The organism is Chryseobacterium oryctis (assembly GCF_025971925.1).
Classification (GTDB): Bacteria; Bacteroidota; Bacteroidia; order Flavobacteriales; family Weeksellaceae; genus Chryseobacterium; species Chryseobacterium oryctis.
Window position 1 is genome coordinate 317283 of sequence record NZ_JAPDHV010000004.1, and the last position, 17422, is coordinate 334704.

Genomic DNA, 17422 nt, shown 5'->3' on the forward strand with positions numbered 1-17422 from the left:
TTATTATTTGTAAATGAATTTTTATGTGAATATTTTTCAAAATAATGTTTTTAAATTATTGATTATTAGTATTTTATTAATTTTGTGTAATGAGAAAGTTAAAAACTATTAGAGCTCTATTTTTTTCTTTAAAATTTCGATTTTAAAAACTTAATTAACGTAAATATTTGATTATTAATTTGTTGAAATTTTGTTGATTTTGTTTGTGTGAAATCTTTTCAAAATTTATCATATTATAATAGGATGTCTTTTGTTTTTCATTATTTGAATCCGATTACAAATCTATGTGTGATAAGTAGATTGATTTTAGCAATAACAATGTTCTAAAATCTTTGTTCTGTATAAAAAGGAGGGCCAAGAAGGGGATAAATAAATTATTGGGGATTGGTATGAAATTGAAAAGATGAAGCTTTCTTAAAAAAGAAAGCTTCGTATTAGATATACCTGTAATATTTTAAAAGGATATGAGTTGCTTTTCGGAAATATTATTTTTCTCTTAGTTCGGATAAGAAATTTACCTTTAAAGTGTCATATAGAGAATGTCTGCTTACTAATATAGAAATAATGGATGAAACCATTCCTGCTAACATAAGATGAAATATTAAAGAATGTCTGTCTGTCATTTCCAAAACAATAATTGCAGATGTGAAGGGAGCTCTTGTAATTCCTGTAAGAAAAGCAACCATTCCTCCAAGAATAACTACATTGGTTTCATTTGGGGTAAGGTTGATGGCTCCGGAAATCACAGAACCAATACTTGCTCCTGCGCTAAGAGCCGGGGCGAAAATTCCACCAGCACCACCTGAAGTAAATGATAAAGCTGGCCCCATCATTCTCAAAATGGGAACATACCAATCCTCATGCTTATCTTCTGTGAAAAGCACACGTTCCATAATTTCCTTTCCTGAACCTAAAATTTCTTTATTTAAGAAAAAGGCGATTGAGGCTATAATCAAAGCGCTGGCTACCAAAAATACGACATTAGCTTTATCTGTTTTTAATGTTCTTTTTTTCCAATCACTTATTTTTAGCATGGTAACGGATAATTGACTCGCTAAAATCCCTGAGATTCCTGCAACTAAAATAATAGGAAGCATGACCATTAATGAAACATCATTTGTTTTAGGGTAGCCTAAATATAAATATGAACCAGCTAAAGTTTGAGCTGTTAAACCAGCGATAATAACGGCCGTAAATAAAGCAGTTTTAAAGTAATTGATATGTGTTTTGGAAAGTTCTTCTACTGCAAAAACAATTCCTCCAAGAGGAGTGTTGAAAGCAGCGGCAAGACCTGCTGCTGCACCTGTCATAATCATATTTTTCTTTGAAATTTTTGGCCACCAATTGGGTAAGTATTCGTTAACCTTCCTGAAAACCGAACCCGCTATCTGAATAGTTGGTCCTTCACGGCCAACAGCACCGCCTCCTATTACCAAAACGACAGATGAAATTATTTTGAAAACCAGAATTTTTAAACTAAGTAAGTTTCTTATTTTTTTATGCTCTTTGGGGTTGGCCAATTCTACAGCTGCCATCACCTGTGGAATTCCGCTTCCTTTGGCGTTGGGAGCAAATTCTTTCACCAGCCACCAAGATAATACAAAACCAATTGGGGCGATAATAAAAATCATCCATGCATGCCAATTTAAAATAAAATGTAGAAGATTTTCACCCCAGGCAAATATTTGAGCATACATCACCGCAAAAAAACCCGTAATGACAGAGCCAATCCAAAAAGGAATTGCCTGAAGCAGGTTGTGTTTCAGTTGTTCGTTGCGGATGTTGTCGAAGGATTTTTTGAGGCTTTTACAGATGAAAGTGAGAATTTTCAACATTTGATAATTTTGTGATGTGAAAATATGATTAAATGATCAATTTTATAGTTTGCTTTTAAGTTTGCAATTCGTTAAATTGATTTATAACTAGTATAAAATTTAGCTTCAATTTTTCAATAGTTTTGTATTAAAGGTAAAATTATTTAGTCAAAAATTACAAATAAAAAAGCCAGATTTTTATCGAGACTATCTTTTAGAGATTTACTAAGTTATTTCTTTTTTATTAAATCCTCTATTTTGCTGATCATATTGACAGCATTTGTATTTTGAGGGTCTAGTTCTAAAGACTTTTTATAATTTTTTAAGGAGAGTATATAGTTTTTTGCTGAAAAATAACTATCTCCCAGACTGTTATATGCATTTGAAGATTGAGGATGCTCTTTAGCGTTCAGAGCAAAAATTTTAATAGCTTCATCAATTCGTGCGGTATTTTGTAAGCTATATCCAATGATATTCAACGTAGATTCAAAGTTCCATTTTGGATTGTTTGCTTTAATGTTATAGTAATTCTTTTCCGCTTTTGGATTATTCTTTTTCGAAAATTCGGAAATGATAGATTCTTCAGCTAAGGTGTAATGATTAATTAAATTTTTGTCGACGATTCCTGCTATATGATTTATGATCAGATTCTGTACCGGGAAAAAATTGTATCCGTTAGACATTATAATAATACTCATGTTGCTTTGTGGGTAAACTCTGTATGCACTTACATTGCCGCCGGAAAAACCATAGGACAAAGTTTTATTGAGCGTACTGATTTCCCAGCCGTATGCGAAAATATCTTTTTTATTGGCAAAATCAAAAGGTTTCCACATCATTTCTTTTGTTTTTTGAGTCAATAAAGCATTGTTGTTTAAATGATTGCTCCATTTTAAAAAGGCAGGAAGGGTGATGGCTAATCCGTTTGCTGAATGTGCTCTCATTCCATCATTGAAAGTAGATTTATCGTACTGTTTTGTTGTTGGGTTGTAGATGTATTTCTGAACACGATTAGGAATGTTTTCAAGAGAATTTGATGAGAAATATACTTGATCCTTCACATCAGAGAGTTGATGGGTGATGATAAAATCATTGAAGGATTCACTCGTAATTTTTTCAATGATCATGGTAAGTAGCATATAATTGGTTTGATTATATCTGTATTCATTTCCAGTAGCAAAATCCATTTTCTCTTTAGCAAGACGTTCAATGACCTTATCGTTCGTGTCTTCAGGCAAAATATCGTTAAAATAAATAAAATCAGGTATTCCTGAAGAATGTGTTAAAAGATTTTTGACCTTAACATTCTGCCAGTCTTGGGGGAGATTGTCAACATATTTTGAAACATTGTCCTCTAAAGATAGTTTTCCTTGTTCGATCAATTGAAAAACGCCAACATTGGACATTAATTTTGAAGTAGAATATACTCTAAACATTGAACTTGGGCTTACATTTTTTTTATCTTCAAGGTTTTCTATGCCATAATACTGCTCAAAAACTATTTTATCATTTTTTATAATCCCAAGAGCCAATCCTGGAATCTGATTGTTTTTGATTATTTCTTTTATGTAATTATCAATCAGTTTTGACTGATTGGTTTGTTGTGAATAAATAAATGAGGAAGTATTTAAAATTAGTACTGATAAAAGGATTTGCTTCATATTTGAGGGTTTAGGATTAGGTTTTTATCTAAGATAATTGAATAGTTTGTTTTCTTACATTGTTTGTTGAGGAAATATATAAAATGTTATATGTTTTTCAATAAAAAAACCTCCAATTTTTTTGAAGGTTTTAGTTTTATTGTTTCAGAAAATTATATTTCTGTATTCAAATCCCAGTTTTCAAGATAATCGTGAACATGTTTTAGCATCATTCCTCCTAAAGAGCCGTCTACAACTCTGTGGTCGTAAGAATGAGACATGAACATTAAGTTTCTGATTGCAATTACATCTCCGTCTTTTGTTTCAAGAACTGCAGGTTTTTTAACAATAGCTCCGATTGCTAAAATAGCAACTTGTGGCTGAGGAATAATAGGTGTCCCCATTAAGTTTCCAAAACTTCCAACGTTTGAGATAGTGTATGTTGCGCCTTGAGTATCTTCAGGTCTTAATTTTTTGTTTCTTGCTCTGTAGGCTAAATCATTGATTGCTTTTGCAAGACCAGAAAGTGATAATTGGTCTGCATTTTTAATGACAGGAACAATCAGGTTTCCGTCTGGTAAAGCAGTTGCCATACCAATATTGATGTTTTTCTTTTTGATGATATTCTCACCGTTTACAGAAACGTTAATCATCGGGAAATCTTGAATAGCTTTCACAACAGCTCTTACAAAAATCGGCATGAAAGTAAGTTTTTCACCTTCACGTTTTTCAAAAATAGCTTTGTTTTTGTTTCTCCATTTTACAACGTTGGTCACATCTGTTTCGATGAAAGAAGTAACGTGAGGTGCAATTTGTTTCGCTTTTACCATGTTTTCAGCGATGATTTTTCTCATTCTATCCATTGGAATGATTTCGTCACCTGCTGCAGCTGTAATTGTAGAGGCCGGAGTTGAAGTAGCAACCGGTTGTGGAGTAGTAGCTGCTTGTGCCAGAGCCACTTGTTGAACAGGTTGATTTCCTCTGTTTTTAACGAATGCTAAAATATCTTCTTTTGTAATTCTTCCTTCTAAGCCACTTCCTTTGATAGACTTAAGCTCGGTTTCAGAAATGTTTTCTTGTTGTGCAATTGATTTCACAAGTGGAGAAAGGTAAATATCTCCCGAAAATTCAGTTGAAGCAGCTACTTTTAAAGGCTCTTCAATTGTTTTTAAAGTTTCGGCATCAGGTGCTGCTACAGGAGTTTCTGATTTTACTTCTTCAGAAGCTGTGTTTCCGCCTTCTCCTTCAATTTCTAAAATAGCAATGGCTTCACCTACTTTTGCAACTTCGTCTTTCTGTTTTAAAATCTTTACGATTTTCCCCGAAACGGGCGTAGGAACATCTGAATCTACCTTATCTGTCGCAATTTCTACTACGGAATCATCTTCCTTTACATTATCACCTTCATTGAATAACCAAGTGATAATAGTAGCTTCCATAACACCTTCTCCCATGGAAGGAAGCAATAATTTGTACTCTGCCATTTTTAATTTTTAGATTTTGACAAATATATAAAAAAAATCGGTTTTTTTATGAAATGTATAATTTTAGGAAAATTCAATGTAAATATTTTCTCCAACGTTTAGTCCGAAAAGGGATTTTGCTCCGTTCTTTTTGCTTCCTTTATAAATAGTTAGTTCCAAAAGCTGACTGTCGTTGAAAATGGCTGCGGATTGCCCGTGATATTCTGTTTCTCTTTCCCAATTAGAGACTACTTCTGTATGGCTTGAAAATACTTTTGAAAGGCTTAAGTTTCTGAATTTAATCGTGAAGCTTTCATGTCCTTTACTTATTGTTTCAAATAAATCTTTGCTGATGTTGGATATAATGTTTCCAAAATTATCAATGTATGTAACTTCTCCAATAATCATTTTTTCAGATTCATTGTAAACAGGTTTAGGGAACATTAATTCTTTTACTTTTGTTATTTCTCTTCCTATAACTCCCGGAAGTCCTCCGTTTGCTAAATGAACTGCTGCAGGAACGAAGACATCAGTTGACGTGAAATTTACAATATCATCAAATCTATTATTTAGTGTAATTTCATAAATAGCTTCTGGCTTAATATCAAAAAATATCAGGCTTAAAAGACCGTTGTCAGCTGCTAAAAAATAGTGTCCGTTAGCTTTGTAAAGGATATTTTTTCTTGATTTATGATGAAAACTGTCTACCGAAAGGATATGAATCGTACCATTTGGGAAATATTTGTAAGCATTTCTTACTATGTACGATGTTTGTATAAGATTAAATGCCTGAATGTCATGAGTGATATCAACAATATTCAGTTCTGGTTTTAAAGAGAGAGCTTTGCCCTTTACTGCAGCAACTCTGTAGTCTAAATTTCCGAAATCTGATGTAAGGGTGATGATTGACATTTGTAGTTCTAGAATGTTCGTGTTGCAAATTTATTTAAAAATAAAGGAAAGCCCGAATATTGTGGAAAAGAATTTGATATAAATATTAAAAAAATGGCTAAATTTAAAATCTAAATAAATTATAATACTGCATGTTTGAATTAACATATGACTTGGAAGATATTAACGTGAAAAATTTTTATGGGGTTAATAATCAATATTTCAATTTAATAAAATCGAGCTTTCCAACTCTGAAAATTACAGGAAGAGATCACTTTATCTTTGCAATGGGAAATCAGGAAGCTCTTGATATATTTAAACAAAAACTAGATGATATTGTAAAATTTATATCCAAAAACAATTCTATCGAGCTTAAAGATGTTGAAAATATCCTTAATATAAAGGATGAGCATGAAAAACAATTAGTTTTTGATCAGGATATTATTGTAAAGGGAGTAAATGGAAAAGTAATTAAAGCTAAAACTACTAATCTAAAAAAATTAGTAAAAGAAACTGAAAAAAAGGATATGGTTTTTGCTATCGGTCCTGCAGGAACTGGTAAAACGTATACAAGTGTTGCTTTGGCAGCAAGAGCTTTGAGAGATAAAGAGGTTAAGAGGATTATTTTAACAAGACCGGCTGTAGAAGCAGGAGAGAGTTTAGGTTTTTTACCAGGAGATTTAAAGGAAAAACTTGATCCTTATTTACAGCCATTGTATGACGCTCTTCGTGATATGATTCCGCATGAAAAACTGGAAGGTTTTATTGAGAAAAAGATTATTGAAGTAGCTCCTTTGGCTTTTATGAGGGGTAGAACTTTAGATGATGCTTTTGTGATTTTGGATGAAGCTCAAAACACAACTCATTCGCAAATGAAAATGTTCCTTACGAGAATGGGAATGAATGCTAAATTTATTATTACTGGGGATCCTAGTCAGGTAGATTTGCCTGCAAAACAACAGTCTGGATTAAAAGAAGCAATGAGGATTTTGAAGGATGTAAAAGAAATAGGCTTTGTGCATCTTACAGAAGAAGATGTAGTAAGACATCCGGTTGTAAGAAAAATTATCCTGGCATACAATGATGAAGAAAAAAGATTACGAGATTAAAAAAATATTTTTAATGTGAATAAATTTAATCAAAATCATGTATTTGTATTATATTTTTAATTCATATTTTAATGGTTCTGATTTTTTTTATGATTGTATGCTTGTTTTGAGATTTGAATAATTTTTTTTAGATGTTAATTATTTCATTATTTCTGTTAAAATTTGTTAAATATGGAATTATTGTTTAGCTTTGCGCACTATTAATTTAAAAACTAAAATATTAATGAAAAAAGTTTTACTTATTGCAGCTGTTGCCATTATGGGGATTTCTGCAAAAGCGCAAGAGTTTAGATTTGGACCAAAAGCAGGTTTTGCAATGTCAACTATTAAAATTGATGATAAGCAAGATGATTTAAATGAAAGAAAAATGTCTCCTAAATATACATTCTATATAGGAGGTATGGCAGAATATAAATTTAATGATAAATTTGGTATTCAGGGAGAAGTTTTATATTCTCCACTTGGAGGAAAAGAAAAAATAGATGGAGTAAATGCTGGAGTAGTATTTGTTGGAGAGCAAACTAAGGTTAATTTTGGAACACTTTTGATACCGGTTTCTGCAAAATATTTTATTACAGAAGGTTTCTCTGTTGCAGCTGGTGTTAACGCGGGGATTATTCTTTCTGCTAAACAGAAAACTGTAGTTGGTTCTGATTTCCTAGATATGGAAGTTGAAGGAGAGGGTGGTGAGGTAGATATCAAGAAAGATATCAAAACTTTGAACATTGCCCCATTTATTGGAGTTGAGTATATGTTGGAAAACGGACTTTTCTTTGATGCAAGATATAGTTTAGGAGTTTCAAATCTTTCTAATGATGGGAGTGGAGGTAATGTGAAAAATAGCTTTGCTCAGGTTGGTGTAGGCTTTAAATTTGGAGGGAACTAATTCTGAACCATCTAAAGATATTATAAAAAGCAGAACAAATTTTGTTCTGTTTTTTTATTGTTTTTAATTAATAATTGAGCTTGTTTTTTTTATCTAACTGTTTTGTGAGTTATTTGTTCAAAATATGATGTCATAAATGTTTATTGTTTTATTATTTTCATTAAAATTTAGTTTTTAATTATTAAAATTTGTTAAATAGTTCTTTATTGTTTATATTTGCACTCTTTAAAAAATAAACTTTAAAACTAATACAATGAAAAAACTGTTACTTACAGCAGTGATTGCTGTTATGGGAGTTAGTATGAATGCTCAGTCGTTTAATTTCGGGCTTAAAGCTGGTTATTCTTTATCAACTTTAAATGCTAAAAATAGCGATTATAAGTATGATTCAAAATCAAGTTTTTATGCAGGTGCTTTAGCTGAATATAAAGTAAGCAGTAAATTTGCATTACAGGCAGAACTTTTATATTCTCAATTAGGAGGTGAATCTAAGTACACAGAGTCTGAGGCTGGAGTAACTTATGCAGAGAGTGATAATATTAAATTAGGGAACCTTCAAATTCCTGTAAGTGCTAAATATTACGCTACTGAAAAGTTAGCTTTCGGGGTAGGTGTAAATTTTGGAATTATTACTTCTGCTAAGAATGAATACTCACGTAGTCTTTCAGGTGGAGGGTATTCAGAGTCAGAAAACGGAAAAGAAGATATCAAAAATAATGTTCAGAAACTTAACTTAGCACCATTTATCGGAGCTGAATATACATTCTACAAAGGTTTGTTTGCTGATGCAAGATATAACTTAGGAGTTAGTAATCTAATCAAAAATGCAGAAGGAAATGAAAAATTAACAAACGGTTTCTTCCAAATTGGTTTAGGTTATAAATTCGGAGGTAAATAAGATAGTTATCTTGATTTTATATATAGTAAGCGGGGCAATTTTTGTTCCGCTTTTTATTTTTTTGATAATATTACTATTTAAAACACTTAGATGAATAAAATGTTAATTTGGATTAAAGAAAGCCTTACTAAATCTTAGTATATTTTAATGTAATGCTTGTGTTTTGAGCTGTAATAATCATAAATGTGAGATTTTGACTATTTTTTTGTGATGTTTTTTTTATAGTAATTTTGGTGTCTAATTGAGGATAAAATATTTATTTATTCAAAAAAATGTGAAAAAACCAAACATGTTTAATTTTTACGCTTTGTTTTTGAAAATACTATATTTTTTTAATGATATTAATCATGTTAACAAATTTTAATATTCAGCATTACCACTTTAATTTTGCCGTCAGAAAGTATTAAAATTTTAAAAAAATGAAAAAAGTATTATTAGCGGGTGCTATCGCGCTTTTCGGTTTATCAAATGCTCAAATCGTTAAAGGAACTACATTTTTATCAGGAACTTTGAATTATTCATCTTCTCAGAACAATAATAATGACACTAAAGTTGATGATTTAACTTTGGTTCCAACGGTTGGATATTTTGTAGGAACTAATGTAGCTGTAGGTTTAGGAGTAGGTTATGCTTCTCATGTAGAAAAGGCTGAATTTGCAAATGGATATGATAAAGCTACTCACCAAGGTGTTGTTGTTGAGCCTTTCGTTAGAAAGTATTGGACTTTAGGAGAGAAGTTATATATCTTCGGACAACTATCAGTTCCAATGCAATTTGGAAACACTAAAAACGAAGAGTCTATAGCAAACGTAACAACTTCTACAAAAAACAATTTCACTGCAGTTGGAGTATCTGTTAAGCCAGGTTTAGATTATTTCTTAAACAAAAACTGGACTATCGAAGCTACAATTGGAGAGTTTGGATATAGCAACTTCAAATACAAAGATGCTAAGAGTGTAGATAACTACAATTTTGGTTTTGATTTGGCTTCTGTAGGTATCGGAGTTAAATATGTTTTCTCTAAATAATAGAGTAACTAATTAAATAAATAAAAGTCCTGAGATGATATGATTCTTAGGACTTTTCTTTGTACTTTTGCAAACTAATTTTTTAAACAAATTTTATAAACTATGAAAAAATTATTACTAGCTGGTGCTGTTACTCTTTTTGGATTATCAAATGCACAAATGACTAAAGGAGACTGGGTAATCAGTGGAAATACTGGTCTTGGTTTCAATACTGTAAATACTAAAATAAAAGCTGAAGGAGAAAGCGTAGACGGTCCTAAAGTGAGTTCTTTCTCTGTAACGCCTTCAGTAGGATATTTTGTGATTGATAAATTAGCTGTAGGTATCGATTTAGGTTTCGTTAGCACTACTACAAAATACGATGGAATGAAAGCTACAACTTCTAGTTTTTCAGTAATGCCAACTGCAACTTATTATTTTGCTAATGGTAGCAAATTTGTTCCTTTCTTAGGTGCAGGTATAGGATATGCATCAATCAAAAATAAAGGTACTGAAACTTTCATGGGTGAAACATACACTGACGAAACTACTACAGACGGTTTAGCTTGGAAAGTAAAAGGAGGTGTTACTTATATGGCAACTCAGTCTTTAGGTGTTAATTTAGGTCTTGGATTTGACCAATTTTACAACAAAGAAAATTACTTTGGAACAGATGTTAAAACGACAACAAGTACTTTCGGTGTAAATGTAGGTTTCTCTTATTTCATTAAAGCTAAAGCTCAAAAATCTGATAAATAATCAATTTATTTTAACGATAAAAAGAAAAATCCGACTCAATTTTGAGTCGGATTTTATATTTTAAATTGAATAGAAGATTTGTCTTAGAACCATTCTTTTTGATTCTGAACATACGTTCTGTCAAATTCTTCGTCTGATTTCGTAAGGTAAATGATACCTTCTATTAAACCAATAATACCTCCAATACATAACAAACTTAATAATAGCTGGATGATACCTGCTTTTGTATATCCTAAATAAAATTTGTGTACTCCAAATCCTCCAAGCAAAATACCTAAAAGACCCGCAACTAATTTCTTTTCAGATTTGTAAGGTTGATTATAATTACCTTGTGTTTCCATAATATAATATTTTTAATGATTTTTTTGTTGGTGTGTTATTTTTATTTTCCAAACATACCTCCCATTCCTGGCATATTTGGCATCTTGCTCATCATCTGCATCATTTGTTTACCCTGAGGTCCCTGCATCATCTTCATCATTTTACCCATTTGGTCAAATTGCTTCATTAATTGGTTTACATCTTCAATTTTTCTTCCTGCTCCTTTAGCAATTCTATTTTTTCTTTGAGTATTGATAATTGATGGTTTTCTTCTTTCTTCAGGAGTCATAGAGTAGATGATAGCTTCAATGTGTTTAAATGCATCATCACTTATTTCTACATCTTTTATGGCTTTTCCAACTCCCGGAATCATTCCCATCAAATCTTTCATGTTACCCATTTTCTTGATTTGATTGATTTGCTTTAAGAAATCATCAAAACCAAACTCATTTTTGGCAATTTTTTTATGAAGTTTTTTTGCTTCTTCTTCGTCAAACTGTTCCTGAGCTCTTTCTACTAAGGAAACAACGTCTCCCATTCCCAGGATTCTGTCTGCCATCCTTTCTGGGTAGAAAAGGTCTAGAGCTTCCATTTTTTCACCTGTAGAGATGAATTTGATAGGCTTTTCTACAACTGAACGAATCGTTAAGGCGGCACCACCTCGTGTATCACCATCTAATTTAGTTAAAACAACTCCGTCAAAGTTCAAAGCATCGTTGAATGCTTTTGCTGTATTTACAGCATCCTGACCTGTCATTGAATCAACAACAAATAATGTTTCCTGAGGTTTAATGAAATAATGAACAGATTTGATTTCGTTCATCATTTGCTCGTCAATAGCTAAACGACCAGCCGTATCCACGATTACAACATCGTAACCATTTGATTTTGCATAATTAATTGCGTTTTCAGCAATTGTAGAAGGGTTTGTAGCTCCTTCTTCAGTATAAACAGGAACGTCTATTTGACCTCCTAAAACTTTAAGCTGATCAATTGCAGCTGGACGATAAACGTCACAAGCTACCAATAAAGGTTTCTTATTTCTTTTAGTTTTTAAATGATTGGCAAGTTTTCCTGAAAAGGTGGTTTTACCAGAACCTTGCAATCCTGCAATAAGAATTACTGAAGGTTTTCCTGAAAGATTGATTCCTTCTTGAGAACCTCCCATTAAATCTACTAATTCATCATGAACAATTTTTGTCATTAATTGTCCCGGAGTAAGCGAAGTAAGAACATCTTGCCCTAATGCTTTATCCTGAACTCTTTTAGTAAGATCTTTTGCAACTTTATAATTAACATCGGCATCTACCAATGCTCTACGAATTTCTTTTACGGTTTCCGCAACATTGATTTCCGTGATTTTTCCACGTCCCGAAATATTATGAAGGGCTTTGTCTAATTTCTCCTGTAAACTATTAAACATATCTATTGTAAATTATAGGTTTGCAAAAATAAGGATTTTTTTGGCATATCTAAAGTATACATCAAATTATTAATATACCGACTAAAGAGAAAATGATAAAAATCAAAATAGGTAATATATAATATAGGTAGAAAAAGTCTATTTTTGCGATAATTTAAAATCTTTGGGTAAGCGAAAATAAATTTACAATGAAAATTAATCCTAATATTCTAGTTACTATACTATTCTTTTTAGCATTTTTGATTCACTTTTCTTTATGGAAATTTGTTTTTCACTTGGATGAAATTATCATTGTGAAATTTTACCTTTTCCTGAGTGTGATGTTTATGATGATGATTACACTGATTATTATAATTAATAGAGTAGTGCCAGAATTTTTAGGATTGTCAGTGATTGGATTAATACTTCTAAAGTTTGTTTTGATGTATTTAATTAGGAAGAAACTGAACTTTGAAATGATTCCTGGATATAAATTTCATTTTGTAATACCTTATTTTGTACTGACAGCGTTACTTACATACTATGCGATTAAGCTAATTAATTATGACAAAAAACAGTAAAATTATTTATTGAAACTTGAAAAATTATTATATTTTTGCACAACGAAAAAAACCTATCAATGTTTAAGAAATTCGCAGTTTTATTCTACAGTATTTTTGTATTAAACTTAGTGTCTGCTCAGCACAATGAGGTTGCTGTTGAGGGGACTCCAGCTCAAGAGCTATCAGAAAAAGACAAAGTAAGTAAAGAAAACAAAGAGTTCATCGATCATCACTTGTTAGATGCTCACGACTTTACATTGATGGTGGATAAAGAAGGTCACCATATTGGTTTTCCTCTTCCTGTTATTATTTATGATAACGGTTTTCATGTTTTCATGAGTAATAAAGAAGGGTTTATGCATGGTGAGCCAACAGAAGTAGATGGTTCTTATTATGTGTTGCATCATGAAAAAATTTATAAAACAGATGCGGCAGGAACATTAACTCTAGATGAAGCTGGTCATCCAACAAATGAGAAACCTTTAGATTTGTCAATTACTAAAAGTGTTCTTATTATTTTATTGGTTTCTATTTTTATGTTGTTATTGTTCACAGGGATGGCAAAGTCATACAAAAAGTCTCTTGTTCCTACAGGTGCAACTAAATTTTTAGAGCCTTTGGTTATTTTTGTAAGAGATGAAATCGCTATTCCGAACATCGGACACAAATACAAAAGATTTATTGGTTATTTATTAACGGTATTCTTTTTTATCTTATTTTTAAATGTTTTAGGATTAATGCCTTTCGGGATTAATGTTACGGGTAATATTACGATGACATTCTTCTTGGCTATCCTTACTTATTTGATTACTACATTCTCTGCAAACAAAGACTATTGGAAACATATCTTCTGGATGCCTGGAGTTCCGGTTCCAATGAAATTAATCATGTTGCCGATTGAATTATTAGGAACGATTACTAAACCGTTCGCTTTGATGATTCGTCTTTTTGCGAATATGACTGCAGGTCACATTGTAGTAATGAGCTTAATTGGATTAATTTATGTGTTTAAGAATTTTATTGCAGGTATTGCATTCCCATTCTTAACATTAGTTATATATTTATTGGAGGTATTGGTTGCGTTCTTACAGGCTTATATCTTTACAATGTTGTCAGCATTATTTATTGGGATGGCAGTACAGGATCATGACCACGAACATGCTGCTCACTAATTAAGAAAATATTAATTGAAACAATTTTTTAAAATTATATATTATGGAAATTCCTAAAATTGTAGGTGCTGGTATCGTAGTATTAGGTGTTGGTATTGGTCTTGGTAAAATCGGAGCTGCTGCTCTTGAGGCTATCGCTAGACAACCAGAACAATCTGGAAAAATTCAAACAGCTATGCTTATCGCAGCTGCACTTGTTGAAGGTGTTGCGTTTGCTGCTCTATTCGCAGTAAACTAATTAAAACTAAAGCCACTATCCGTAACGGTTGGTTACAGATAGTGGTTATTTAAGAAAAAAAGTAATAATTATTTATACATTTATATAATGGAATTAATTCATCAGTTTTCATCAGGATTATTTATTATCCAGTCTGTTATTTTTCTAGCACTATTATTTTTGTTAGGTAAATTTGCTTGGAAACCTATTTTAAAATCTATTAATGATAGAGAAACTTCTATTGTTGACGCTCTTAATCAAGCTAAATTAGCAAGAAAAGAGATGGAAACTTTGAAAGAGGATAACGAAAGAATCATTCGTGAAGCTAAAATCGAAAGAGATGCTATCCTTAAAGAAGCTAGAGAAATTAAAGATAGAATTGTAGGGGAAGCTAAAGATGTTGCTAAAGCAGAAGGTGATAAATTAATCGAAGCTGCTAAGCAAACTATCAATGCTGAGAAAAATGCTGCAATGGCAGATATCAAAACTCAGATTGGTGCTTTATCTGTAAATATTGCAGAATCTATCTTGAAACAAAAACTTGATAACTCTGAAGCACAAAACGAATTAGTTCAAAATTATTTAAACAAATCAAACCTTAACTAATAATGCTTACATCTAAAGTAGCTAAAAGATACGCACAAGGTTTACTTGATTTTACAAACGAATCAGGTCAAACGGCTACTGTATTTTCAGAAATGAAAGATGTAGTAAAGTTGATGTCTGAATCTAAAGATTTAAACAAGTTCTTCCTTACTCCTTACATCGATTCTAAAAAGAAAATAGAAGTAGCAAACGAGATATTCAAAGGTTTATCAGTTTCTTCTCAGAATTTGATTAGATTGGTTATCAAGCAAGGTCGTGAAAGCCAATTAAAAAATATTGCTCAAGAATTCATCAATAAAGTTGAAGATATCAATGGTGTACAAAGAGTAACTCTTACTACGGCAACTCAACTTTCTAAAGAGAATATTGATCAGATTTTAAATTCTACTAATTTGGTAAATACTAATTCAAATTTCGATTTGAATCTTACTATCAATCCTGAAATTTTGGGAGGATATATTTTAAGAGTAGGTGACCAGCAGGTAGATGCATCGGTGAAGACTAAACTTAATCAGGTTAAAAAAGATTTTCAATTAAACTAGTTAAACGCTGAAGATGAAAAAAGTTTTATTTGGTTTTGCAATCATTATTTCTTGTTCGGCTTTTGCTCAGGATATTGATTTTAAAAAAGGTAATATTTTAGTCGATGACAAAGAATGTATGAAGTATGAAAGTGATGCATTAACAGTTACTTTTAAGGATAAAGGAGGAGAAGACTTAATTATTTTGAGATATATAAAGGCTAATGGAGTAGATTATAACAAGGTTATTTTTGTGAATGCAAAAAAAGAACTTTCAGCATCCAACTTTATCTTTACTAAAAAGCTTTTATTTGACAGGCTTATGAGAGCTGGTGTTATAAAAGACTGTGCATTACATGAGGATAAAATTGATAATTTTATTCTTAAATATGACGAAAAAGTAGAAGAAAGGTTGAATAATACAAATACCAATACAGTTATTATTCAGGATTCAAAACCAAGAAACGGTGTTAATATTAGTTTTGGAAGATAAAAATTATTAAAAAAAGAAAAACAACCATACAATGGCAGAAATAAATCCGGCAGAAGTATCTGCGATCTTAAAACAGCAATTGGCCAACTTCGATACTCAATCAAACGTTGAGGAAGTAGGTACAGTTTTAACCATCGGTGATGGTATTGCTCGTGTATACGGGTTAGAAAACGTACAATACGGAGAGTTGGTGAAATTTTCTAGTGATGTAGAAGGTATTGTACTAAACCTTGAAGAAGACAACGTAGGTGTTGCTCTACTTGGTGAAAGTAAATTAGTAAAAGAAGGAGATACAGTAAGAAGAACAAACAGAATCTCTTCTATTAAAGTAGGAGAAGGTATGTTGGGAAGAGTAGTTGATACTCTTGGTAATCCTATCGATGGTAAAGGTCCTATTACTGGGGATTTATACGAAATGCCATTGGAAAGAAAAGCTCCTGGAGTTATCTACAGACAACCTGTAACTGAGCCTTTACAGTCAGGTATCGTTGCTATCGACTCTATGATTCCTGTAGGAAGAGGACAAAGAGAGCTTATCATTGGGGACAGACAAACAGGTAAAACTACTGTTGCTATTGATACAATCATCAACCAAAAAGAATTCTACGATGCAGGTAAGCCTGTATATTGTATATATGTTGCTATCGGTCAGAAAGCTTCTACTGTAGCACAAATCGTTAAAACTCTTTCTGATAAAGGAGCTTTAGCATATACTGTGATTGTTGCAGCTAACGCATCAGATCCAGTTCCGATGCAGGTATATTCTGCTATGGCAGGAGCTGCTATTGGTGAATTCTTCAGAGATACTGGTAGACCGGCACTTATCGTTTATGATGATTTATCTAAACAAGCTGTTGCTTACCGTGAGCTTTCTCTTTTATTAAGAAGACCACCGGGTCGTGAGGCTTATCCTGGAGACGTTTTCTATCTTCACTCAAGATTATTGGAAAGAGCTGCAAAAGTAATCGCTGATGATGAAATTGCTAAGCAAATGAATGACTTACCAGAGTCTTTGAAACCAATCGTAAAAGGTGGTGGATCATTAACTGCACTTCCAATTATTGAAACTCAGGCTGGTGACGTTTCTGCGTATATTCCAACAAACGTAATCTCTATTACAGACGGACAGATTTTCTTGGAGTCTGACTTATTCAACTCAGGGGTTCGTCCTGCAATTAACGTAGGTATCTCTGTATCGAGAGTAGGAGGTAACGCTCAGATTAAATCAATGAAAAAAGTTTCAGGTACTCTTAAGTTAGACCAGGCTCAATATAAAGAATTAGAGGCATTTGCTAAGTTCGGTTCTGACCTTGATGCTGCTACTTTAGCAGTAATTTCTAAAGGGGAAAGAAACGTGGAAATTCTTAAGCAACCTGTAAACTCTCCACTTCCTGTAGATAGCCAAGTTGCTATGATTTATGCAGGAACAGAGAACTTACTAAGAAATGTTCCTCTAAACAAAGTAAAAGAATTCCAAATTGAGTATATCGATTTCTTAAGATCTAAGCATCCTGATACAATGGCTGCAATTAAGGCTGGAAAAATCGATAACGATATTACAGATGTTCTTAAGCAAGCGGCTAACGATTTAGCTTCTAAATATAACTAAAAATTCAATGTTTAAGGTTTAAAGACTGCCTTTAAACCTTAAACTTTATAC

General features: G+C 32.1%; 17 protein-coding genes. 11 read left to right on the forward strand and 6 right to left on the reverse strand.

What is annotated here, in order from left to right:
* Positions 1-485: 485 nt before the first annotated feature.
* The 4 genes from OH806_RS11220 to OH806_RS11235 form a co-directional block, all read right to left on the reverse strand.
* The gene (locus OH806_RS11220) at positions 486-1835 is read right to left on the reverse strand and encodes a chloride channel protein (RefSeq protein WP_264743772.1); all 1350 of its coding nucleotides are present in this window, start codon (positions 1833-1835) and stop codon (positions 486-488) included.
* 209 nt (positions 1836-2044) lie between these two features.
* The gene (locus tag OH806_RS11225; RefSeq protein ID WP_264743773.1) at positions 2045-3475 is read right to left on the reverse strand and encodes a serine hydrolase; all 1431 of its coding nucleotides are present in this window, start codon (positions 3473-3475) and stop codon (positions 2045-2047) included.
* 152 nt (positions 3476-3627) lie between these two features.
* Entirely contained in the window at positions 3628-4938 is a 1311-nt protein-coding gene (locus OH806_RS11230; RefSeq protein WP_264743774.1) for a dihydrolipoamide acetyltransferase family protein, read from the reverse strand.
* Positions 4939-5001: 63 nt separating this feature from the next.
* Entirely contained in the window at positions 5002-5829 is an 828-nt protein-coding gene (locus OH806_RS11235; protein WP_264743775.1) for an SAM hydrolase/SAM-dependent halogenase family protein, read from the reverse strand.
* 131 nt (positions 5830-5960) lie between these two features.
* Here OH806_RS11235 and OH806_RS11240 point away from each other — a divergent pair, with 131 nt between their 5' ends.
* The 5 genes from OH806_RS11240 (at position 5961) to OH806_RS11260 (ending at position 10467) form a co-directional block, all read left to right on the forward strand.
* Positions 5961-6917 (forward strand): PhoH family protein, encoded by a 957-nt coding sequence (locus tag OH806_RS11240; protein ID WP_264743776.1) that lies wholly within the window; start codon positions 5961-5963, stop codon positions 6915-6917.
* Between the two features lie 223 nt (positions 6918-7140).
* Complete coding sequence (locus OH806_RS11245) at positions 7141-7803, forward strand: porin family protein (RefSeq protein ID WP_264743777.1); 663 nt, start codon at positions 7141-7143, stop codon at positions 7801-7803.
* Positions 7804-8056: 253 nt separating this feature from the next.
* Positions 8057-8701, forward strand: coding sequence for a porin family protein (locus tag OH806_RS11250; RefSeq protein WP_264743778.1), 645 nt, complete (start codon positions 8057-8059; stop codon positions 8699-8701).
* Positions 8702-9120: 419 nt separating this feature from the next.
* Positions 9121-9729, forward strand: coding sequence for an outer membrane protein (locus tag OH806_RS11255; protein ID WP_264743779.1), 609 nt, complete (start codon positions 9121-9123; stop codon positions 9727-9729).
* 102 nt (positions 9730-9831) lie between these two features.
* Positions 9832-10467 carry an outer membrane protein gene (locus tag OH806_RS11260; protein WP_264743780.1) on the forward strand — a complete coding sequence of 212 codons (636 nt, stop codon included), beginning with the start codon at positions 9832-9834 and terminating at the stop codon, positions 10465-10467.
* 83 nt (positions 10468-10550) lie between these two features.
* Here OH806_RS11260 and OH806_RS11265 read toward each other — a convergent pair whose 3' ends face one another.
* Positions 10551-10808, reverse strand: a complete 258-nt coding sequence (locus OH806_RS11265; protein ID WP_264743781.1) for a TM2 domain-containing protein — start codon at positions 10806-10808, stop codon at positions 10551-10553.
* 41 nt (positions 10809-10849) lie between these two features.
* The gene (gene ffh / locus OH806_RS11270) at positions 10850-12211 is read right to left on the reverse strand and encodes a signal recognition particle protein (RefSeq protein WP_264743782.1); all 1362 of its coding nucleotides are present in this window, start codon (positions 12209-12211) and stop codon (positions 10850-10852) included.
* 619 nt (positions 12212-12830) lie between these two features.
* On the opposite strand from ffh, the gene atpB reads away from it, so the two are divergent.
* The 6 genes from atpB (at position 12831) to atpA (ending at position 17371) form a co-directional block, all read left to right on the forward strand.
* On the forward strand, positions 12831-13925 hold the full coding sequence (gene atpB / locus OH806_RS11275; protein ID WP_264743783.1) for a F0F1 ATP synthase subunit A: 1095 nt from the start codon (positions 12831-12833) through the stop codon (positions 13923-13925).
* Positions 13926-13968: 43 nt separating this feature from the next.
* Positions 13969-14163 carry an ATP synthase F0 subunit C gene (gene atpE, locus OH806_RS11280; protein WP_002979108.1) on the forward strand — a complete coding sequence of 65 codons (195 nt, stop codon included), beginning with the start codon at positions 13969-13971 and terminating at the stop codon, positions 14161-14163.
* Between the two features lie 87 nt (positions 14164-14250).
* Positions 14251-14748: a F0F1 ATP synthase subunit B gene (locus OH806_RS11285; RefSeq protein WP_264743784.1), complete on the forward strand. Its 498-nt coding sequence runs from the start codon at positions 14251-14253 to the stop codon at positions 14746-14748.
* 2 nt (positions 14749-14750) lie between these two features.
* Complete coding sequence (gene atpH / locus OH806_RS11290) at positions 14751-15290, forward strand: ATP synthase F1 subunit delta (RefSeq protein WP_264743785.1); 540 nt, start codon at positions 14751-14753, stop codon at positions 15288-15290.
* Between the two features lie 13 nt (positions 15291-15303).
* On the forward strand, positions 15304-15762 hold the full coding sequence (locus OH806_RS11295; protein ID WP_264743786.1) for a hypothetical protein: 459 nt from the start codon (positions 15304-15306) through the stop codon (positions 15760-15762).
* Positions 15763-15793: 31 nt separating this feature from the next.
* A complete protein-coding gene (atpA, locus tag OH806_RS11300; protein WP_264743787.1) occupies positions 15794-17371 on the forward strand; it encodes a F0F1 ATP synthase subunit alpha in 1578 nt (525 codons plus the stop codon).
* Positions 17372-17422: the final 51 nt, after the last annotated feature.